The sequence below is a fragment of the Rhodococcus sp. IEGM 1366 genome (assembly GCF_033142425.1).
Taxonomy (GTDB): Bacteria; Actinomycetota; Actinomycetes; order Mycobacteriales; family Mycobacteriaceae; genus Rhodococcus_F; species Rhodococcus_F globerula.
Genome location: NZ_JAWLRZ010000004.1, coordinates 1 through 20,992 on the forward strand (window position 1 = coordinate 1; position 20,992 = coordinate 20,992).

17 protein-coding genes are annotated in these 20,992 nt (G+C 63.0%); 8 read left to right on the top strand and 9 right to left on the bottom strand.

What is annotated here, in order from left to right; genetic code table 11:
* Positions 1-266: 266 nt before the first annotated feature.
* A complete protein-coding gene (locus tag R4P64_RS12785) occupies positions 267-1,127 on the top strand; it encodes a DUF3472 domain-containing protein (protein WP_141487026.1) in 861 nt (286 codons plus the stop codon).
* Between the two features lie 6 nt (positions 1,128-1,133).
* On the opposite strand, the gene R4P64_RS12790 is transcribed toward R4P64_RS12785, so the two are convergent.
* Entirely contained in the window at positions 1,134-2,720 is a 1,587-nt protein-coding gene (locus tag R4P64_RS12790; protein WP_317821109.1) for an adenylate/guanylate cyclase domain-containing protein, read from the bottom strand.
* Between the two features lie 42 nt (positions 2,721-2,762).
* On the opposite strand from R4P64_RS12790, the gene nucS reads away from it, so the two are divergent.
* Entirely contained in the window at positions 2,763-3,437 is a 675-nt protein-coding gene (gene nucS / locus R4P64_RS12795; protein WP_033237400.1) for an endonuclease NucS, read from the top strand.
* A complete protein-coding gene (locus R4P64_RS12800; RefSeq protein WP_084702718.1) occupies positions 3,437-3,769 on the top strand; it encodes an ATP/GTP-binding protein in 333 nt (110 codons plus the stop codon). The genes nucS and R4P64_RS12800 overlap by 1 nt, the downstream gene beginning before the upstream one ends.
* Positions 3,770-3,773: 4 nt before the next feature.
* Here the strand turns inward: R4P64_RS12800 and R4P64_RS12805 are convergent, their stop codons facing one another.
* Both R4P64_RS12805 and mce read right to left on the bottom strand, forming a co-directional pair.
* Positions 3,774-4,793 (bottom strand): hypothetical protein, encoded by a 1,020-nt coding sequence (locus R4P64_RS12805; RefSeq protein ID WP_033237401.1) that lies wholly within the window; start codon positions 4,791-4,793, stop codon positions 3,774-3,776.
* 40 nt (positions 4,794-4,833) lie between these two features.
* Complete coding sequence (gene mce / locus R4P64_RS12810) at positions 4,834-5,307, bottom strand: methylmalonyl-CoA epimerase (RefSeq protein WP_141487029.1); 474 nt, start codon at positions 5,305-5,307, stop codon at positions 4,834-4,836.
* A gap of 108 nt (positions 5,308-5,415) precedes the next feature.
* On the opposite strand from mce, the gene R4P64_RS12815 reads away from it, so the two are divergent.
* The 3 genes from R4P64_RS12815 (at position 5,416) to R4P64_RS12825 (ending at position 8,072) form a co-directional block, all read left to right on the top strand.
* Complete coding sequence (locus R4P64_RS12815) at positions 5,416-6,609, top strand: acetyl-CoA C-acetyltransferase (protein ID WP_317821112.1); 1,194 nt, start codon at positions 5,416-5,418, stop codon at positions 6,607-6,609.
* 101 nt (positions 6,610-6,710) lie between these two features.
* Positions 6,711-7,073: a DUF3817 domain-containing protein gene (locus R4P64_RS12820; protein ID WP_033233155.1), complete on the top strand. Its 363-nt coding sequence runs from the start codon at positions 6,711-6,713 to the stop codon at positions 7,071-7,073.
* A 105-nt stretch (positions 7,074-7,178) separates the two neighbouring features.
* Positions 7,179-8,072 carry a tetratricopeptide repeat protein gene (locus R4P64_RS12825; protein ID WP_033232713.1) on the top strand — a complete coding sequence of 298 codons (894 nt, stop codon included), beginning with the start codon at positions 7,179-7,181 and terminating at the stop codon, positions 8,070-8,072.
* A gap of 50 nt (positions 8,073-8,122) precedes the next feature.
* Here the strand turns inward: R4P64_RS12825 and R4P64_RS12830 are convergent, their stop codons facing one another.
* The 3 genes from R4P64_RS12830 to R4P64_RS12840 are packed head-to-tail and all read right to left on the bottom strand — an operon-like array spanning position 8,123 to position 13,769.
* On the bottom strand, positions 8,123-9,571 hold the full coding sequence (locus R4P64_RS12830; RefSeq protein WP_045066887.1) for a neutral zinc metallopeptidase: 1,449 nt from the start codon (positions 9,569-9,571) through the stop codon (positions 8,123-8,125).
* Positions 9,571-11,769 (bottom strand): 1,4-alpha-glucan branching protein GlgB, encoded by a 2,199-nt coding sequence (gene glgB / locus R4P64_RS12835; RefSeq protein ID WP_411742675.1) that lies wholly within the window; start codon positions 11,767-11,769, stop codon positions 9,571-9,573. Before glgB ends, R4P64_RS12830 begins: the two co-directional genes overlap by 1 nt.
* Entirely contained in the window at positions 11,769-13,769 is a 2,001-nt protein-coding gene (locus tag R4P64_RS12840; protein WP_317821116.1) for a maltotransferase domain-containing protein, read from the bottom strand. Before R4P64_RS12840 ends, glgB begins: the two co-directional genes overlap by 1 nt.
* Positions 13,770-13,889: 120 nt before the next feature.
* Between R4P64_RS12840 and glgP the strand changes: the two genes are divergently transcribed.
* Positions 13,890-16,490, top strand: coding sequence for an alpha-glucan family phosphorylase (gene glgP, locus R4P64_RS12845; RefSeq protein WP_317821118.1), 2,601 nt, complete (start codon positions 13,890-13,892; stop codon positions 16,488-16,490).
* 49 nt (positions 16,491-16,539) lie between these two features.
* Here the strand turns inward: glgP and R4P64_RS12850 are convergent, their stop codons facing one another.
* From R4P64_RS12850 to R4P64_RS12860, 3 genes are read right to left on the bottom strand one after another with little or no spacing between them, the layout of a single operon-like run.
* Complete coding sequence (locus R4P64_RS12850) at positions 16,540-18,588, bottom strand: ATP-dependent DNA helicase (RefSeq protein ID WP_033232721.1); 2,049 nt, start codon at positions 18,586-18,588, stop codon at positions 16,540-16,542.
* Positions 18,589-18,597: 9 nt separating this feature from the next.
* Positions 18,598-19,212 (bottom strand): isochorismatase family protein, encoded by a 615-nt coding sequence (locus R4P64_RS12855; RefSeq protein WP_045066890.1) that lies wholly within the window; start codon positions 19,210-19,212, stop codon positions 18,598-18,600.
* Positions 19,209-20,555: a nicotinate phosphoribosyltransferase gene (locus R4P64_RS12860; RefSeq protein WP_317821121.1), complete on the bottom strand. Its 1,347-nt coding sequence runs from the start codon at positions 20,553-20,555 to the stop codon at positions 19,209-19,211. The genes R4P64_RS12855 and R4P64_RS12860 overlap by 4 nt, the downstream gene beginning before the upstream one ends.
* Before the next feature lie 64 nt (positions 20,556-20,619).
* On the opposite strand from R4P64_RS12860, the gene clpS reads away from it, so the two are divergent.
* Positions 20,620-20,949: an ATP-dependent Clp protease adapter ClpS gene (gene clpS / locus R4P64_RS12865; protein ID WP_033232727.1), complete on the top strand. Its 330-nt coding sequence runs from the start codon at positions 20,620-20,622 to the stop codon at positions 20,947-20,949.
* Positions 20,950-20,992 lie beyond the last annotated feature (43 nt).

A 20,992-nucleotide genomic window follows, 5' to 3' on the forward strand; every position in this document is an offset into this window, starting at 1 on the left:
GAGAGTAGGACACCGCCGAACACAACTTGAGAAAGCCCCCCAACATTGTTGGGGGGCTTTTTCGTGTCCCCGAAACATAAAGCTCACATACAGACAATTGTAGATTTGTAATCGAATGTAAGAATTCGGATATATCTATTCATTGATTGCAAATAGAACAGTCGAATGTACTTATATGTCTGAATTCGCTGGAAATATTCGAGAATTCTGAAATTGTTTCTCAAATCGTGTATTCGTGAATTCTTTTGATGTGTACGTTTCCAGGTATGAAAAGACTGGTAGGCGCATCAATAGTTGCAGTGGGATCCGTCTGTGCACTTGTCGGGGTGGCGAGTGCTGCCGCGCCTGGGGCGTCGTCGATACCCGCTGGCAACCCGCAGCATTTCATCTCCTACGACGTGACTCCCCGCACGCCGGTCGCAACGATCGACAGCTTCCATTACACGGTTGCGGTGGACACCCCGTTGTCATCCGATTATGTCTACTATGCGCAGTATCAGACATTTGAGAAGGGCGGCGGCTACTACTCGGGGATTCAGCCGCACCCGAACGGCACCGCCGGTGTCCGTTTCTCGCTGTTCGGTGCCGGTGGTGTGCCGCTGTCTTCGGAATGTCGGTCGGGCGCTGACGGGGGCAATGGTGTCACCTGTGCCATTGATGTTCCCTATTCGCGCGGAACGGCATATTCCTTCGACATCACGAAGTCGGGTTCGTCGTCGACGGCAACAACGTGGTCGGGAACGATTACCAATGATTCCACCGGAGTGGTCACAAAGATGGGGTCATGGTCCACTCCGGCCGCATTCGGTGGACTGAAGAGCACGACTATCGGCTTCATCGAGAAGTTCTCCGGGATCAAGACGTGTGGCGACATTCCGGATGTGAGCGTGAAGTATTCGAATGTGTCGTTCGGCAACGACAACCCGTCGTCTGGAGCCAAGATCTGGCCGAGCTCGAATGGTGGCAGCGGTATTTACACTTGTCTCGGTGTTACGCCCGCGAAGTCGGTGTCCACCGTCGGTCAGTTCAACATCGCCAGCGGTGACAGTACGGTCAGCCCGGTATCCCCAGAACCCGATCCGTCAACGTCGATACTGAATCAACTGGGGGACATTTTCGGCTCGTAACCGGATTCAGTCCGTCGGCGGAACAGGGGTTGATATGAGGCCTTCCGCCGGCTCACGAGGAATCGCAAGTTCTGTCTCTTCGAGGCGACCGCGCAGTGTGATGCTGTCGGTGATCTGCCACTGGTCGGCTTCGCTGTTGTGTGCCGCCGCAACAGCGCGGCCTGACGCTGCCAGATTTCCCGGTACGGTCTTGGCCACCTCGGAGAGACGGGCTGCCTCGTTCACAGGATCACCGATCACGGTGTACTCGAATCTTTCACGCGCACCGACATTTCCGGCAACTGCGATACCTGACGCGACGCCGATGCCGGCATTGATTTCAGGCACTTCGGCGCACAGACGGATCTGGATCTGTCTGGCCGCTGCGAGTGCGCTGCCCGCGTGGTCGTCGATCCGGTTCGGCGCACCGAAGATGGCAAGTGCTGCGTCGCCCTCGAACTTGTTGACAAATCCGCCGTGCCCGTCGACCTCGTCGACGATGACGTCGAAGAACCTGTTGAGGAGTGCGACAACGGCGGTGGGGGTGTTTGTCGAGGCGATCGTGGTGGAACCGATCACGTCGACGAAGAGAACCGATACATCACGTTCCTCGCCGCCGAGTTCGGGATTCTGACGCATCGCGTTGGCTGCAACCTCATGCCCGACGTGTCGTCCGAACAGGTCGCGAATGCGTTCCCGCTCCCGCAGTCCTTCCGCCATACGATTGAAACCGGTTTGGAGTAAGCCCAATTCGGTACCGTCGTAGACAACGACGTGAGCACTCAGATCGCCGCGGGTGACTTGCTCCATACCTCGCCGAACGGATCGGATCGGCGCCGCAGCCGATCGAATGTTGATATAGGTCAGCCCGAGTCCGACGCACAGAGTGATTCCGCCGATTACGAGGATGGCGATTGCGAGAGCCTGCCCGGAGGCTGGACGGATGAAGCTGAAGATCGCGATCAACATCAGACCGGTGACAGGGACTCCACTGCCGAGCATCCAGACCAGGATGGTGCGCCCCGTGATGCCGAGCACCGCGGATTTGCGGGGTGTCCCGGATTCGAGGGCGCGGGCTGCGATGGGACGAAGTGCGAACTCGCTGAGGAGATAGCAGAACGCGCAGGTCGTGATTCCGCTGAAAGCTATGGTGAACAACACTTTCGGGATGGTGTTGGCGTCGACGATCCCGTACATCGTGGTGAACGTAGCCAATGCCACCGTCCACAGGATGGCTTGAACGCGGGTCAATCGCCATGGTCCACGCAGCGCGGCGCGCTGATTCTCAGGTGTCGGCGGGACGTTGTCCGTTGCCCACCGAAGATCATGGATGAGGCGTGTAGTTCCCCAGAGCAACCCGACGATGAAGACACACCCAGTGAATATCGGCACTGCGATGAAGTTGATCCACGCGAACTCCGATCGCATGATGCTCGGGCCTGGAACAACAACTCCGATGAGAACGACGGCCAGTGCGGACCCGATCAGATTGGTGACCAGGAGCGGAGCAGTGAGGAGGGCTTGGACGCGAACGCGTCGTCGGCGGGGACTCTCGTCTGTGGATCCGAGCAGCCACGACCCTAGGGGCGCGCTCGGGACATTGCTGGGCTGCATAGTGTGTCGAGACTAGTCGCACCGATCCCTTAGGGTGGTGCAGTGCGCTTAGTTATTGCTCGTTGCCGTGTCGACTACGTAGGTCGATTGACTTCCCATCTCCCTACCGCCAGACGCCTTCTGTTGGTCAAAGCGGATGGTTCCGTCAGCATCCATGCCGATGACCGGGCGTATAAGCCGCTCAACTGGATGAGTCCGCCGTGCTGGTTGGTCGAGACCACCGGTGACAGCGACGACATTCTGTGGGTCGTGACCAACAAGGCCGGCGAAGAGCTGAGGATCACCCTCGAAGAGGTCGAACATGATTCGTCGTACGAACTCGGTATCGATCCTGGTTTGATCAAGGACGGCGTCGAGGCGCACCTGCAAGAGCTTCTCGCAGAGCATGTCGAAACGCTGGGTAAGGGCTACACCTTGGTACGACGCGAATACATGACGGCCATCGGGCCGGTCGATCTTCTGGTTCGTGATGCCGATGGTGCTTCGGTTGCCGTCGAGATCAAGCGTCGCGGGGAGATCGACGGTGTCGAGCAGCTGACGCGCTATCTCGAATTGCTCAACCGTGATCCGCTGCTCGCTCCGGTAACGGGAGTGTTTGCGGCGCAACAGATCAAGCCGCAGGCCAAGACTTTGGCAACCGACCGCGGGATTCGCTGCCTTGTCCTCGACTACGAGGCGTTGCGTGGGACCGAGAGCACCGAGTTCCGGCTTTTCTAATGCCTCGCCGCAAACCGATGCCGAAACAATCTCGTCGTACTGACAGTCGACGAGGTCCGGCTTCGGATGAACCGCGTGGTGTGCTTTTTGGCGGGGCAGTGGTCCGGGAGGAGCCCGGTCCGGGCGGCGAGCTGTACATGGTTCGGCCGATTCCGGGAGCCAATGCCACGAAGTTCTATCGATGCCCCGGCTGTGACCACGACATCAGGCCGGGAGTTGCGCATGTGGTGACGTGGCCGTCGGAGCCCGGTGGGGCCGCGGAGCGTCGGCATTGGCATACCGGATGCTGGTCAGGCCGCGGCACCCGCGGCCTGACCAGAAGGTGGTCGTGACGGATCAGTTTCGGGACTGCGCCCGCTGCTCGACCTCGCGGGTGTCGATTTCGGCTGTGTTGGTGTCTTCGATGTCATCCGAGTCGTCAGTTTCCGGTTCGGATTCTGTGTAGCTCGTTTCCTCGTACTCGTCGTCGGTGAATTCCGAGGACGGCGGAGTGGTCGGAGCGTCGAGCAATTCGCTCTCACGGTTGACGGAGGCGAGCATCGCGGGCACCGAGTCGAGCTGACCTCGGATTCCCAGGAGTTGCGCGAGGATGCGTCCACGTAGAACGCGCAGTTCTTCGGCAAGTTCCTTGGCGTGAGCGATCTTTCGCTCGGACTGATCTGTCGCAGCCTGTAGACGACGCTGCGCTTCGCGCGTGGCGTCGGTCAATCGTCGTTCGGCTTCTGCCTTGCTTGATGCTTCGAGTTCGTCGACTGCGGCAACAACCTTGGCGCGTCGTTCCGCCATCGAGATGTCGAAATCTTCGCGAATCTGAGTTCGCTTCGCCTCGGATTCGGCGGCCAGACGGTCGCGCTCGGCCTGCGCGGCTTCGACGATGCGCGCCGCTTCGGTCTTGGCCTGCAACATGGTCTGCTCGTGCATGGTTTCCATCGCGTTGCGACGGTCGTCGAGCTCCGCGATCAACGACTCGTAGTGCCCGCGTAGGCGGGCGCCGTCCTGTTCGGCGATGGAGGTCATCTCTGCTGCGTCGGCCTCGGCCTTGGCACGAACCTCGGATGCTTCGTCGGACGCCAGTCGGAGCATGCGGCTGATGCGATCGCTCATGCCCTCCGCAGTGGTGGGTGGAACGGAAAGGCGGTCGACGTCCTTACGGAGATCGTCGATGTCGTCGCGGGCATCGTCCAACTGCTTGGCAAGGTCACGGGCTTGCGCGGCTGCGGCATCGCGATCCGCAGCCGTCACACGCAGTTCTACGTCGAATCGCTCGAAGTAGTTGCGTACCTCGTCGCGGTCGTATCCCTTCCGTGCGATCTGAAACGGAAGTTGAATGGAACCGCGGTCCTGCTCGTATGCCATGGCGACAATCTACCTGGCATATCTGCAGGAGTCGGGCCTACTAGTGCGACGCGGCCGGTTCGACCAGTTCGACGAGTACACCGCCGGCGTCCTTCGGGTGGATGAAGTTGATGCGTGAGTTCGCGGTGCCGCGCCTCGGTGCGTCGTAGAGCAACCGGACGCCGCGTGCACGGAGCTCGTCGGAAATAGCTTCGATGTCGGTGACGCGGTAAGCGAGCTGCTGTAGTCCGGGGCCGCTGCGGTCGATGAACTTGGCGATAGTCGAGTTCTCGTCGAGAGGTGCGAGCAACTGAACGGCCGTGGAGCCGGCGGGCGCACCGACGACGGAGAGCATGGCTTCGCGCACGCCCTGTGCTTCGTTGACCTCTTCGTGAGTCGAGACCATGCCCAGGTGCTGGGTGTACCACTCGATGGCGACATCGAGGTCGGGAACGGCAATTCCGACGTGGTCGATGGCGACGACGAGGTCGGAGGACAGCGCTGCGAGAGCGGGACTGGGGGAGGTCTGTGTCATACCGTTCACGGTAGCGCTACCGTTTAAGTAGTACACGTCGGGATGTGACTTGGCTCGTATACCACGTGCGCCCGAAGACTATGTCTCTTTTTGCAGCCGGAGGAAATCGTGACCAGTTCTGTGATTGTTGCCGGAGCCCGTACCCCGATGGGTCGACTCATGGGTTCGTTGAAGGACCTGTCCGGGTCCGATCTCGGTGGCATCGCCATCAAGGGCGCCCTCGAGAAGGCCGGTGTCGCCCCGGAGCAGGTCGAGTACGTCATCATGGGTCAGGTTCTCACCGCCGGCGCCGGCCAGATGCCGGCCCGCCAGGCCGCCGTCGCCGCGGGCATCCCGATGAACGTTCCCGCCCTGAGCATCAACAAGGTGTGCCTCTCCGGTGTCGACGCCATCGCCCTGGCCGATCAGCTGATCCGCGCCGGCGAATTCGACGTCGTCGTCGCCGGCGGGCAGGAATCGATGTCCCGCGCACCGCACATGCTCGAAAAAAGCCGCGAAGGGTTCAAGTACGGCGACGTCACGATGCGCGACCACATGGCGTACGACGGCCTGCACGACATCTTCACCGACCAGGCGATGGGCCTGCTCACCGAACAGGTCAACCAGCAGGACGACACCCACATCACCCGCGCGGAGCAGGACGCGTTTGCCGCGGCCTCACACCAGAACGCCGCCCGCGCCTGGAAAGACGGCCTCTTCGACAACGAGGTCGTCCCCGTCTCCATCCCGCAGCGCAAGGGCGATCCGATCGTCTTCGCGCAGGACGAGGGCATCCGCGCCGACACCACCGTCGAATCCCTCGGCAAACTGCGTCCCGCGTTCAGCAAGGACGGCACCATCACCGCCGGCTCCGCCTCGCCGATCTCCGACGGCGCCGCCGCCGTGGTCGTGATGAGCAAGGCCAAGGCCGAAGAACTCGGTGTGGCGTGGATCGCGGAGATCGGTGCCCACGGTGTGGTCGCCGGACCCGATTCGACCCTGCAGTCCCAGCCGGCGCGGGCCATCGCGAAGGCCTGCGCGAAGGAAGGCATCAACCCCACCGATCTCGATCTCGTCGAGATCAACGAGGCGTTCGCGGCCGTCGGTATCGCCTCCACGCGTGAGCTCGGCCTCGACCCGGCGAAGGTGAACGTCAACGGCGGCGCCATCGCCGTCGGGCACCCGCTCGGGATGTCCGGTGCCCGGATCGCGCTGCACCTCGCACTCGAGTTGGCGCGCCGCGGCGGCGGCATCGGCGCGGCCGCACTGTGCGGCGGCGGCGGGCAGGGCGACGCACTGATCGTCCGCGTACCCAAGGCCTGAGAGTCTAAATACACCTGAACACCTCAGTTCGCTCTACGACGCCTCGTGGTATTCCTCACACCACTACGGGGCGTCGTAGTTGTTCGGGCACAATGGGGTTCATGGCGAACGTCTTCGATCTCAGTACCACCGCAAAGCGGTTCCGTTTCATTGCCGTCCTCGAGGCCTTCACATGGCTCGGACTGTTGGTCGGAATGGCGTTCAAGTACATCCCCGAAGAGGGAATGGTGGCAGGCGTCAAGATCTTCGGTCCCTTCCACGGTGCTGTGTTCGTCATCTACATCCTGGTTGCGCTCTGGACTGCAAAGCAGTTGAAGTGGAACCTGGTCACCACGTTCTGGGCACTGTTTGCCAGCATCCCGCCGTTCGGCACGATTGTTTTCGAGGCGTGGGCCGCGCGCACAGGCAAGTTGGCGGAACTGTCCAAGGTGAACACAGCCGCTGCAGACCCCGCGCTCGCTTAAGTGAAGTAGGCCTCTTCGAAGGTTCCGGCAACTCGTGACAAACTGGGACTTGTGACTCGACCAGGATCCAGGCCCCCAGCGCGTTCGTCAGCAGTTGCAGCCGCTATGAGCGGCGCAGTCGACTTGTCCGCTCTCAAAGAGCGGGCCACGGCCCCACCTCCGCGTAATCCCAGCGGCGATGGGGCCGTTTCTGCTGCCAATGGGTTTGTCATCGAGGTGACGGAAGCGAACTTCGAGGCCGAAGTTCTGGTCAAGTCGAGCCAGGTGCCGGTGATCGTCAACCTCGGTGGGCGCGCGTACGAGCCGTCTGTCGTCTTCACCGAGGTATTGGAGCGATTGGCCGCGCAGGCCGGTGGTCAGTGGATTCTTGCGAACGTCGACGTCGATGTCAGCCCCCAGATCGCGCAGGCCTTCGGAATCCAGTCGGTGCCGACGGTTGTTGCAGTTGCCGCCGGTCAGCCGTTGGCAGATTTCCAGGGCGCGCAGCCCGAAGAGCAGTTGACTCAGTGGTTTGCCGCCGTTCTGCAAGCTACCGCCGGCAAGCTCAGCGGTCCCGTTCCGACGGCTGAGCGCGACGAACCAGAAGTGGAAGATCCACGATTCGTTGCTGCCGAAACCGCCCTCGACGCCGGTGATCTCGACGGTGCCATTGCGGCATACCAGGTGATTCTCGACGCCGAGCCGACCAACGCCGAGGCCCTCAACGCTGTTCGCCAGGTCAAGTTCATGGCGCGTGCCCAGAACACCGAACCCGACGCCGTGGCGGCGGCCGACGCAGATCCGTCGAATGCCGAACTGCAGTTCGCGGCAGCGGACCTGGAGATGGCCGGACAGCAACCGGAAGCAGCTTTTGCTCGCCTCATCGGCGTCGTGTCACGCAGTGCAGGAGACGACAAGGCCGCGGCGCGGACGCGTCTGCTCGAACTCTTCGAATTGTTCGATCCCGCCGAGCCCATGGTGATGGCAGCCCGCCGCAAACTGGCGGCAGCGCTCTACTAGGCGTCCTACGGCCGCTACTCCGTGTAATGGTCGTAGGCGTCCTACGGCCGCTACTCCGTATAGCGGCTGTCGCAGGACACCTGCCCACCCAGCACACCGGTACGGAAGGCGTCGACCCGGGCGAAGCCGCTCGGGACGGTGTCGCCGTTGACGTCGCTGGCAGCCAACCCGTCCGTCAACAAGCCGGAGACGGCCTCGTCGAGGTCGCCGGGGGACAGGGTGACCTGTGCTCCGGACTCGGCTGCGTTGGAGGGGCTCAGTGCGGCTGTGATCACTCCGGCCAAGCAGGCCGCCCGTAGCGCGGTCTGTGGTGTGTCGAGTGCCTGACCACGTTGCTGCTGCATCGCGAGGGTGTACCGCGACGCGAGCAGTACGTATGCGTTGTAGTCGCCGGTGATGTCGGTCTGCATCAATTCGCGTCGACCGACCCGTCCCGGTGTTCCGCGTTCCGCCAACTCGTCGACATTGATGCCGATGGTGTTGGTCGAGGGGCAGAACGAGACCGGTTCGGTGGCGACGGCGTCGGCGCATCCGGTGTCCGCGCCGGTGAAGGTGACTGTCGGCGGATTCTCCAATTCGAAGACCGACTGGAATGTCGTGAGGAACTCCTGCAGCGTTTCCTCGGTGACGGGGAGTTCTCCTGAATCGCCTTCGGAGTCGAATTGCTGGGGCAATTCAGCCCGCCGGGATTCGATTTCTTCCTGGTCGATACGCGTGCAGGCGGACGCGCCGTCGGTGAACCCGATCTGTGTTGCGGTGACGCGTTCGAACGCGGAACCGTGGTGTGAGTCGGGATCGTTGGGATCGTCGTCACGGATAGCGACCGCAGAGGCGAGCACCTTGTTCAGGCCGTCGGACGTATTCATGGTGAAGTGTGCTGCCTTGTCCTCGGCAACGTGCCGCAGGAACGCACCACCGAAGCAATCGGCCTGCTGTTCACGCACCAAGGCCGATTCGGACCCACCTTTGACGATTCCGGCTTTGCGCTGGACGGCATGGCCGTACTCGTGCGCGAAGATGAACGCGACGGCGACGTCCCCGAACTTTTCCTGCACCTCGGGAAGGAGAAGTTCGCGATCCCACCCGATGGTGTGGTCGAGGCTGCAGTAGCCGGCGTTGATGAGGTCTTCTGTGGTCTCCTCGCAGAAGTCCGGGCCGTTCGATTCGGTGGGATCCCACGAGATCAGCGTGTCGACAGGTTGGAACGGCTCGTTGAACAGCGTTGGATACTGCGTGTTCCAAAAGGTTTCGATGTCGGTGATCGCGTTGGCGGCGAGTGCGTCGATGGAACCGCCGTCGGTGCCGACGATGTCGCGTTCGGCGTCGGGCGCACCGGGTCGCAGGCCACTAGGACCGGACGACGCATCGAGGCCGGCAACACGGAAAGGGTCGTGGTAGATCGAGACGGCCTGGCCACTGGAGGTCTGCGAACAGCCGGACAACACGGCAGCAGTTGCCAACAACGACGAAGTGACTAGTGCTGCTCGCCGACCCACCATCAACGCTCCAGACTGATCCATATCGCACCGTTGGCGGGAAGTGCGACCTGAGCTGACGCCGGCCGACCGTGCCACGACTGCGACGTCGCTGTGACCGCACCGAGGTTGCCCACCCCCGAGCCGCCGTACGCCTGCGCATCGGTGTTGAGGATTTCCACCCATCGGCCGGGCTCCGGTAGCCCGACGCGGTAGCTCGAGTGTTCGCTGCCCGAGAAGTTGAAGAGGCAGGCGACAATCGAGCCGTCAGTACCGTAACGCAGAAAACTCAGGACGTTGTTCTCGGTGTCGTTGGCGTCGATCCACGAATACCCGCCAGGCGAGGTGTCCAGGGTCCACATTGCCGGATGCCGGCGGTATGCAGAGTTGAGATCGCTGACCAGCTGCATCGCGCCGCGGTGGAGATTGCCGGTGTTCGGGTCGTCGAGTTGCCACCAGTCGAGGCCTCGTTCTTCGGACCACTCGGCCGTCTGGCCGAACTCCTGGCCCATGAACAGAAGCTGCTTACCCGGGTGCGCCCACATGTACGCGAGGAGAGCGCGAAGCCCCGCGGCTTTCGCGAAATCGTTGCCGGGCATACGTGTCCACAAGGTTCCCTTGCCGTGGACGACCTCGTCGTGGCTGATGGGCAGTAGGTAGTTCTCGCTCCACGCGTACATCAGCGAGAAGGTGATCTCATGATGGTGGTACGTGCGGTGGACGGGGTCGCGGCCCAGGAATCCCAGGGTGTCGTGCATCCACCCCATGTTCCATTTCATGTTGAATCCGAGACCGCCCACATTGGTCGCGCGGGTGACTCCAGGCCACGCGGTTGATTCCTCCGCAACGGTGACAACGCCACGGTGCTTCTTGTGGACGGTGGCGTTCATCTCCTGAAGGAACGCAACTGCTTCCAGGTTCTCTCGGCCACCGTGAATGTTGGGAGTCCAGCCACCCTCCGGGCGGGAGTAATCCAGGTAGAGCATCGATGCGACAGCATCGACGCGTAGGCCGTCGATGTGGAATTCGTCGAGCCAGAACAGTGCGTTGGCGACGAGGAAGTTGCGGACCTCGCGTCGACCGAAGTCGAATACGTATGTACCCCAGTCCAACTGCTCGCCGCGCTGCGGATCGGCATGTTCGTAGAGCGGTGTGCCGTCGAAGCGGGCCAGTGCCCACTCGTCCTTGGGGAAGTGAGCGGGAACCCAGTCGACGAGGACACCGATGCCGGCGGCATGGAGGTGATCGACAAACCAGCGGAAATCGTCGGGTGTCCCGAATCGTGCGGTCGGAGCGTAGTACGACGTGACCTGATATCCCCAGGAACCGCCGAACGGGTGCTCGGCGACTGGGAGCAATTCGACGTGTGTGAACCCGGTTTCGGTGACGTACTGCGCGAGTTGCTCGGCCATCTGCCGGTAGTCGAGGCCAGGGCGCCAGGATCCGAGATGCACTTCGTACACACTCATCGGTGACTGCGCTGGGTCGACGTTCGCGCGGGCCTCGAGCCAGTCGGCGTCGTGCCAGATGTGGGAACTGGTACTCACGCGTGACGCCGTCGCCGGCGGTACCTCGGTGGCAAAGGCCATCGGGTCGGCCTTGTCCGCTACCGAACCGTCTCGTCCGTGGACGCGGAATTTGTACAGTTCGCCTGCTGTGATTCCGGGCAGGAACAGTTCCCAGACTCCTGTCGAACCGAGGACGCGCATGGGCGCGAATTGCCCACCCCAGCCATCGAAGTCGCCGATGACGGTGACGCCGCGGGCGGCGGGCGCCCACACCGCAAACGAGGTTCCCTCGACTACTCCGTCCGGCGTTTCGTAGCTGCGCGGGTGGGCGCCGAGAATATCCCACAGGCGTTCGTGCCGACCCTCGCCGAAGAGATGGAGATCAAGTTCGCCGAGCGTGGGGAGGAATCGGTACGGATCGGCAACAACGACGGTATGCCCACCCGGGTAGGTGACCGAGTACCGGTAGTCCATGAGTTCCGGGTAGGGGACCAGTGCGGCGAAGACCCCACCCGAAATGTGGTGGAGGGGAAAGGCCATTCCGCCGATGACGGCGTCGACCGACTCGGCGTGTGGCCGAAGGGTACGCAGCACTGTTCCGTCGGGGTGTGCGTGCGCGCCGAGGACGCTGTGCGGATCGTGGTGTTCGCCGCGGGCAAGCAATTCCAGATCGTGGGGCGCTGGAGCAACCCCGGCAGGCAGTTCGGCGACCATCATTTACCTCCGCGGTATGCCAGGGAAGTTCTGGCGGGGTAGGGAACTGGCGGTAGCGCAAGAATGTGGGCGACGGACCGCCACGGCTCTAGGCGAACGAAATTTGCTTGGCCCCACTGATATTGCTCGCCGCTGACTTCGTCGAGCACGCTCATGTGGTCGTGCCATTCGCGCCCGAGTGCCGGCATGTCCAGCCAGATCGTTCCCTCTTCCGCGGCAAACGGATTGAGGTTGATGACGGTGAGTACGGCGTCGCCGGTGATCGGATCGAACTTCGAGTAGGCGATGATCGCGTCATTGTCGATGTGGTGGAAATGCAGGTTGCGGAGTTGTTGCAGAGCGGGGTGCGCGCGGCGGATGCGGTTCAGCGTGGTGATCCAGGGTTCGAGGGATTCGCCGCGCGCAGCGGCTTCCGCGAACCGGCGCGGACGTAGTTCGTACTTCTCCGAGTCCAGATACTCTTCGCTACCGGGACGCACCGCCTGGTGCTCGTAGAGTTCGTACCCCGAGTAGACGCCCCACGTCGGTGCGAGTGTTGCGGCGAGAGCTGCCCGCAGCGCGAACATTCCGGGTCCGCCGTGCTGTAGCGACTCGTGCAGGATGTCCGGGGTGTTCACGAAGAGATTGGGGCGCGCCTCGTCGGCTTTGGCTGCGAGTTCGTTGCCGAATTCCGTCAGTTCCCACTTTGCGACGCGCCACGTGAAGTACGTGTACGACTGTGTGAAGCCGCGTCGGGCCAGGCCGTACATGCGGGCAGGCCGGGTGAACGCCTCGGCCAGGAAGAGAACGTCCGGATCGGATTTCTTGACTTCGGAGATCAGCTTTTCCCAGAAGTTGGGCGGCTTGGTGTGGGGGTTGTCGACCCGAAAGATCTTGACCCCCGCGTTGATCCAGTGGCGAACGACGCGCAGGATTTCCCTGTCCAACCCGTCCGGGTCGATGTCGAAGTTGATCGGATAGATGTCCTGGTACTTCTTCGGCGGGTTCTCCGCGTAGGCGATGGTGCCGTCTGGCAGAACAGTGAACCACTCGGGATGCTTTGCTGCCCAAGGATGATCGGGTGCACATTGCAGTGCGAGGTCGAGTGCCACTTCGAGGTCGAGTTTGCGTGCCCGCGACACGAACGCCTTGAAATCCTTGAGCGTTCCGAGTTCCGGATGGACTGCGTCGTGCCCACCTTCAGCGGAGCCGATGGCCCATGGCGATCCGACATCCCCGGGTTCGGGAGTGAGCGTGTTGTTGCGGCCCTTGCGATTGATCTCACCGATCGGGTGAATCGGCGGCAGGTAGACAACATCGAAACCCATTGCGGCAATGCGCGGTAGATCCTCGGACGCGGTCTTGAACGTGCCGTGCTTCGGCACCCCGTTCTCGTCCCAGCCACCGGTGGAGCGGGGGAAGAACTCGTACCACGAACCGAACAGTGCTCGGTTGCGGTCGACCAGCACGTTGTGCGGTTCGCCCTTGGTGACCAACTCGCGCAGGGGATGCGCGCGGAGCAACTCGGCGACGTCCGACGCAAATGCCGGGGCGACCCGGGCTGTCACCGGCGCGGTGCTGCGCAGCGACGCCGTCACCGCCTCCAACTTCGAGCGGTTGGCGCGGGGCTGTTCCTGGGCGGCGCGCTCGAAGAGTCGCGCGCCGATCTCGAGGTCGTTGGCTAGCTCTGCCGGGCCTTGCCCGACGGACAGTTTGGCTTCGACGGCGTGCTTCCAGGTTGCGACGGGATTACTCCACGCTTCGATCCGGAACGTCCAGAGTCCCTCGGTGGACGGAACGAATACAGCGTCGACGGTGTCCGGTTCGCTGCCCGGGTCCATCTGGATGCGTATCGGTTTGGTTCCGCGGGGTCCGCGCACGGTGAGGGTGGCCGCAACTGCGTCGTGGCCCTCTCGCCATACCGTGGCGTGTACGGGAAACACTTCACCCACTACGGCCTTGGCTGGATAGTTACCCGAGATCGCGGGTACCACGTCGTCGATACCGAGGCGTCCTGTCACGGGAAGCTCCATTTCTGATGGTGGAGTGTTACTGGTGTGGCCGAGTTCAACCGTAGTGGGTACAGCGCCTTGTCGTCGCTCCAGCGGACACGGTGGTTCAACTCGACTAGGGTTCGCGGGGTGAAAGCCTTGCGTCGGTTCACTGTCCGAGCCCACCTTCCAGAGCGCCTTGCAGCGCTCGGCCCCTTGTCCACCAACTTGCGTTGGTCCTGGCATCCCGAGACTCAGGATCTGTTCTCGCGCCTGGACCCTGAACTCTGGCAAGCAGTTCAGTTCGATCCGGTTCGAATGCTCGGAGAAGTCGATCCCGCCCGACTCGACGAGCTCAGCAGCGACGACGACTTCCTCGCTGACCTCGACACCGCAGCCGCCGATCTCGACAGCTACCTGAGCACTCCGCGCTGGTACCAGTCGCAGCAGGCAAAGGGGGTGTCGCTGGCTGGGGGAATTGCGTACTTCTCCATGGAATTCGGCGTCAGCGAAGTCCTGCCGAACTACTCGGGTGGCCTGGGAATTCTGGCCGGCGATCATCTCAAGGCCGCATCGGATCTGGGACTGCCGCTGATCGGTGTCGGACTGCTCTATCGATCCGGCTACTTCCGCCAGTCCCTGACAGCCGACGGGTGGCAGGCCGAGCACTACCCACCCCATGATCCGCAGGGGTTGCCCCTGCGTTTGCTGACGGATGCCGGCCCGTCGTCCGACGACGGATCGCCGGTAGTGATCCACGTTGCGATGCCCGGTGGGCGAGTTCTCCGGTCGCGGGTGTGGATCGCACAGGTAGGCCGGGTGCCCCTGCTTCTCCTCGATTCGGACATCGCTGAGAACGATCCCGATCTCCGCGGCGTGACCGACCGTCTGTACGGCGGCGATCAGGATCACCGCATCAAGCAGGAAATCCTTGCGGGTATCGGTGGCGTACGTGCGGTTCGGGCGTACACCGCGGCATACGGATTGCCCGATCCCGAGGTGTTCCACATGAACGAGGGCCACGCCGGTTTCCTCGGTATCGAACGAATTCGTGAACTTGTCACCACCAGCGGGCTGGATTTCGATTCGGCGTTGGCGGCTGTACGCGCCGGTACCGTCTTCACGACCCACACTCCGGTGCCCGCCGGAATCGACCGCTTCCCGGCAGATCTGGTTCGCCACTACTTCGGCGGTTCCAACGGCGAGAACGAATCGACGCTTCTTCCCGGCCTGACGGTCGATCGCATCGTCGGCATGGGCCGCGAATCGGATCCGTCGATCTTCAACATGGCGCACATGGGCCTTCGACTGGGCCAGCGTGCCAACGGTGTGTCGAAGCTGCACGGCATCGTCAGTCGCGACATGTTCAACGGTCTCTGGCCGGGATTCGACGCTGACGAGGTTCCGATCGGCTCGGTGACCAACGGTGTCCATGCACCCACCTGGGCGGCGCCGGAATGGATGAACGTCGCCCGCCGGATCGTCGGACAGGAGCAGCTCGAGGAATCGCGCGGCTGGGAGCGCTTGCACGAGCTGTCCGCCACCGAACTCTGGGAAACGCGCAACGACTTGCGCGGCAAACTCGTCAACGAAGTGCGTCGACGTGTGAAGGCGTCGTGGCTCGAGCGCGGCGCCACCGAAGCCGAACTGGGTTGGACCAGTGGAGTTTTCGACCCGAATGTGTTGACTGTCGGGTTTGCCAGGCGCGTGCCGACGTACAAGCGACTCACCCTGATGCTGCGCGACCCCGATCGACTGCGCGCGATGCTCCTCGACGAAAAGCGGCCAGTGCAGTTGGTGGTGGCCGGAAAGTCGCATCCCGCAGACGACGGTGGCAAGGCGCTCATTCAGCAGGTGGTGCGGTTCGCCGACGAGGCGGATGTCCGTCATCGCATCGTCTTCCTGCCGGATTACGACATGTCGATGGCCCGCTACCTGTACTGGGGTTGCGATGTGTGGCTGAACAATCCGCTGCGCCCGCTCGAGGCGTGTGGAACTTCCGGTATGAAGTCTGCACTGAACGGCGGACTCAACCTCTCCATCCGTGACGGATGGTGGGACGAGATGTACGACGGTGAGAACGGCTGGGCAATCCCGACCGCCGACGGCGTCCTCGACGACGTTCGCCGTGACGATCTCGAAGCGAGCGCGCTCTACGAATTGCTGGAACACGCGGTGCTACCCACGTTCTACGACCGTGACGCTGCCGACCTGCCGACGCGGTGGGTCGAGAAGGTTCGCCACACACTCGAGAATCTGGGTCCGAAGGTGTTGGCGTCACGCATGGTTCGTGACTACGCAGTGCAGTACTACGCGCCGTCGGCAGAATCTGCTCGGGCTGTGGTGGCGGACAACTACGCCGGAGCGCATGAGGTTGCCGAGTTCCGTCGGCGGATCGAATCGCAGTGGCCGTCCGTGAGCGTTGTGCAGGTTGACGGTTCCGGGTTGCCGGATACCCCGGAAATCGGTGCGACTCTCTCGCTGAAGGCTCAGGTTCGTCTCGGTGATTTGTCGGTGTCCGACGTTGAGGTGCAAGCAGTCATCGGACGCGTCACTCCGGGTGAGGAACTGACCGATGTGGTCACCTTCCCGATGACGCATTTCGGTTCGGAAGACGGCATCGATATCTTCGAAGCCGAAGTAGCGCTTCCGGTTTCGGGATCGGTCGGCTACACGGTTCGGGTTCTACCGCATCACCGTCTGCTGGTGAACGCATCAGAGCTGGGATTGGTCACGACCCCGGCTGTGTAAACCCACTTTCTGCCCCGGACCTTGTCACAAGGTCCGGGGCAGAAGTGCGTCAGGGCCGCGAATCGCGGATACGGGTCAGTGCCTTGCGGACGACCTCGGGCTTGGTCGTCTCCCAGAACGGTGGCAATGACGCCCGCAGGTATCCGGCATACCGGGCTGTTGCAAGACGCGGATCCAGTACGGCCACAACACCTTTGTCGTCGACGCTACGCAACAGTCTGCCCACTCCCTGGGCGAGGAGCAGCGCTGCATGGTTGGCCGAGACGCTGAGGAAGCCGTTTCCGCCGTGTGCCTCGATGGCCTGTTGACGAGCCATCAGCAGCGGATCGTCCGGCCGCGGAAATGGAATGCGGTCCAAGATCACCAGGGACAGCGACGGGCCGGGAACGTCGACGCCTTGCCATAGGGACAGTGTCCCGAACAGTGATGTGGGTTCATCCTTGGCGAAGGCCTTGACGAGGGTGCCGGTGGCGTCGTCGCCCTGGCACAGGATCGGCGTGTCGAGGCGATCACGCATGGCTTCGGAAGCGGCTTTGGCGGCGCGCATCGACGAGAACAGTCCGAGGGTGCGCCCACCCGCAGCCTCGACGAGTTCGGCGATTTCGTCGAGGTAGACCGGGGACAAGCCGTCCCGGCCGGGTGTGGGCAGGTGGCGGGCAATGTAGATGATTCCGGCTTTCGCATGGTCGAACGGCGATCCGACGTCGACCGAGTTCCAACGAAATGCGTTGGCATCGGAAGGGGCTTCGCTTCCGATCGCGGTTCCGGAATCGGGGCGAACCGACGACTGCGCGGGTAGTCCCCAGTTGATCGCAAGACCGTCGAAGGAACCTCCGACGGTGAGTGTTGCGGACGTCAACACCACAGTGGATTCCGCGAACAGGCGTGAGCGCAGCAAACCGCCGACGGACAGCGGGGCCATCCGGACGGAGCGGCGGACCGATCCGCGGAACTCGTCGGACGAGAGCCAGACCACATCTTTGCGCTGGGCGGGATCTGGTTCGTCGAAAGCAGTGAGGACTCGTACGGCGCTGTCGTGAATGTCTTCCACCGAGGAGAGTGCCGCATTGCGGGCGGCCGCTGCTTCGGGATCGGCTGCCATCATGCCGGGCTTGGCCGGGCCGATGGCTGTGCGCAGGGCCCACGCGGCATCGCGGATGGCCGCGAGCGCGGGAGCAGCGCCGTCGGGAAGCCCGTCCCAGCGTCCGGGGCGAAGTTCTTCGAGGAGTCCGGCCCAGCCTTCGCCGGCGGCCTCGAGACGATCGGCGTCCTGTTCTTCGACGATCTTGCCGCAGCGACGAGCGGCTGCGCTGATGGCGGCCGCGGTGAGCTCGTCCGTCGCGACCCCGGTCACGCGGTCGACCAATTCGTGGGCTTCGTCGATGACAACGACGTCGTGCTCGGGCAGAATCTGGATGCCTGTAATGGCGTCGATCGCCAGTAGGGCGTGGTTGGTGACCACGACGTCTGCCTTCGACGCCTCGACGCGGGCGCGTTCGGCAAAGCAGTCCTCGCCGACCGGGCACTGGTTCTTTCCGATGCATTCGCGGGACGTCACGCTGACCTGCCGCCACGCCTGATCGGACACACCTGGCACGAGTTCGTCGCGGTCGCCGGTGTCGGTGTCCGACGACCACTCGGTCAAGCGCACCACTTCACGGCCCAGCCGGGAGACTGTGAACGGATCGAACAGTTCGTCCTCCGGTGGCTGCTCGGAGGCACCGGTGTGGATCTTGTTCATGCACAGGTAGTTGTTGCGGCCCTTGAGGATTGCGAATTCCGCGCGACGCCCGAGTGGCTTCTTCAGTGCATCGGCCAGGCGGGGGAGATCACGATCGACCAACTGCCGCTGCAGGGCGATGGTGGCCGTCGACACGACGACGGTGCGACCGGACTCGACGGCATGGCGCAGGCTCGGCACCAGGTAGGCCAGCGACTTGCCCGTACCGGTGCCGGCCTGGACGGCAAGATGCTCACCGGTATCGATCGAATGCGCTACCGCCGACGCCATCGTGAGCTGGCTGGTCCGCTCGGCACCGCCCAGCGCCTGCACCGCCGTGCGAAGCAGTTCGGGGACATTCGGAAGTTCATCGGCCACTGAAGCAGGTTAGTGGATACCTACGTCAGAAATATCGACGCCACTCGAAGGCGCATGTTCGTCACGGCCGCTGAGCTGCACTCCGTGCTCGCGCATCTGCGTCAAAGCCGCTTCGATCGTGGCGGTTGCCACACCCGCAGTGAGTGGCAGGAGGACTGTGGTGGCAAAGCCGGCGCGGACCGCGTCGAGTGCCGTGGCCCTCACGCAGTGATCGGTGGCAATGCCGATGACGTCGACGTCGGTGATGTCGTGCGCCCGCAACCACTCCTCGAGGGTCGTGCCGTCCTCGGAAAACCCTTCGAACCCGGAGTACGCGGCGCTGTACGCACCCTTGGAGAACACGGCAGATCCGGCGATCGATGCATCGAAAGCCGGGTGGAAGTCGGCGCCCGAAGTTCCGACCACACAGTGCACCGGCCACGTGTCGACGTAATCGGGGTTTTCCGAGAAGTGAGCGCCCGGATCGATGTGGAAATCGCGGGTCGCTGCGACGGCGTCGTACTCGTGAGAGTCGACGAAGGTGTTGATTGCCGCAGCTACGGCAGCGCCGCCGTCGACGGCGAGGGCGCCGCCCTCACAGAAGTCGTTCTGGACGTCCACCACGATCAATGCACGTGCAGTCATCGGTGACCGCCACCGACAAATCGGACCGGTACCGCGGAATCTCCGCGTGAGAGCTTGAGGCCCTCCCACGGGAGGCTGAGCAGCCCGGCTTTCACGACTGCTCGGCTCTCTTCCAATGTGGGGACGCCGTCGACGGTCTTGCCGCCGCGTACCAACGGAATCATCAGCTCGGTCGCGCCGTCCGCGGCGGCGATCGGCGAGGGCGCGTCGGCGGGATAGATCACTTCCTCGACCAGTGTTCCGGTCGGGCGAGCGATGCGCAGTGCCTTCTTCGCTCCGCCGCGCGACGCTTTGTTGGTACTGCGCTTCTCGACGGGAATTCCGTCCACCTCGACAAGTTTGTAGACCATGCCGGCCGTCGGAGCGCCGGAGCCGATGACGAGGGACGTGCCGACGCCGTAGGTGTCGACGGGTTCGGCGCGCAGCGCTGCGATGGCATATTCGTCGAGGTCGCCGGAGACGACGATGCGGGTCTTGGTGGCGCCGAGGTCGTCGAGTTGTCGACGCACCTGGCGGGTGACCACCCCGAGGTCTCCGGAGTCGATACGCACCCCACCAAGCTCGGTTCCGGCTACGGCGATAGCGGTTTTCACGCCTTCGGTGATGTCGTAGGTGTCGACCAGCAATGTGGTCGAGACACCGAGTACGTCGACCTGCGCGCGGAAGGCCGCGGCCTCGTCGGTTCCGTTGTCGGTGGTGTGCAGGAGGGTGAAGGCGTGGGCGCTGGTACCCGCGCCGGGAACGTCGTGGCGGCGGACAGCTTCGAGATTGGACGTGGCGTCGAATCCGGCGAGGTACGCGGCGCGGGACGACGCGACTGCGGCTTGCTCATGGGTCCGGCGTGAGCCCATTTCGATGAGCCGTCGACCGTCTGCGGCACTGACCATGCGGGCCGCAGCCGACGCAATCGCGCTGTCGTGGTTGAGGATCGAGAGGGCCAGTGTCTCGAGCAACACGCATTCGGCAAACGATCCGCGGACGGAGAGGATCGGCGAGCCGGGAAAGTAGAAGTCGCCTTCGCGGTAACCGTCGATGTCGCCGGAGAACCGGTAATTGCGCAGCCACTCGACGGTGGTGTCGTCCAGGAACTTCGAGACGATCGCCAGTTCGGGTTCCCCGAAACGGAAGTGCTCGAGAGCGTCGAGCAATCGCTCCGTACCGGCGACGATTCCGTAACGCCTGCCGTCGGGAAGTCTGCGCGCGAATACTTCGAAACTGCAGGTACGGAAAGCAGATCCGTCGGCAAGCGCGGCCGAGAGCATGGTGAGCTCGTACTGGTCGGTGAGCAGAGCGGTACTCGCGGCGGCGTCACGGGTGTCGGAGATTTGCGTAGGCACGCACATAACTCTAGGCGGGAGACCACGAGGGTGGGTGTTGTCACCTCGGATCGCGCCGTACCCTGGAGACATGGTTTTCGGCTCTGCGACTGTTTCCACAACTGCCTCTGCGCCGCGCGCGGTCCCGGAGCAGTCGGAGGCTGTTGCAATCATCGAAGCTGTTGACAGGCCTTGGGTGACGATCGTCTGGGACGATCCGGTCAATCTGATGCACTACGTGACCTACGTGTTCCAGAAACTGTTCGGGTACAGCAAGGCCAAGGCCACCGATTTGATGATGAAGGTGCATTCGGAGGGCAAGGCCGTCGTGTCCAGTGGTTCGCGCGACAAGATGGAAGCCGATGTTCGGCGTCTGCACGCGGCGGGACTGTGGGCCACGATGCAGCGCGACGACACCTAGGGCTCGCTCACCTTCGACAAGTTCGATCCGATCACAAGAGGGG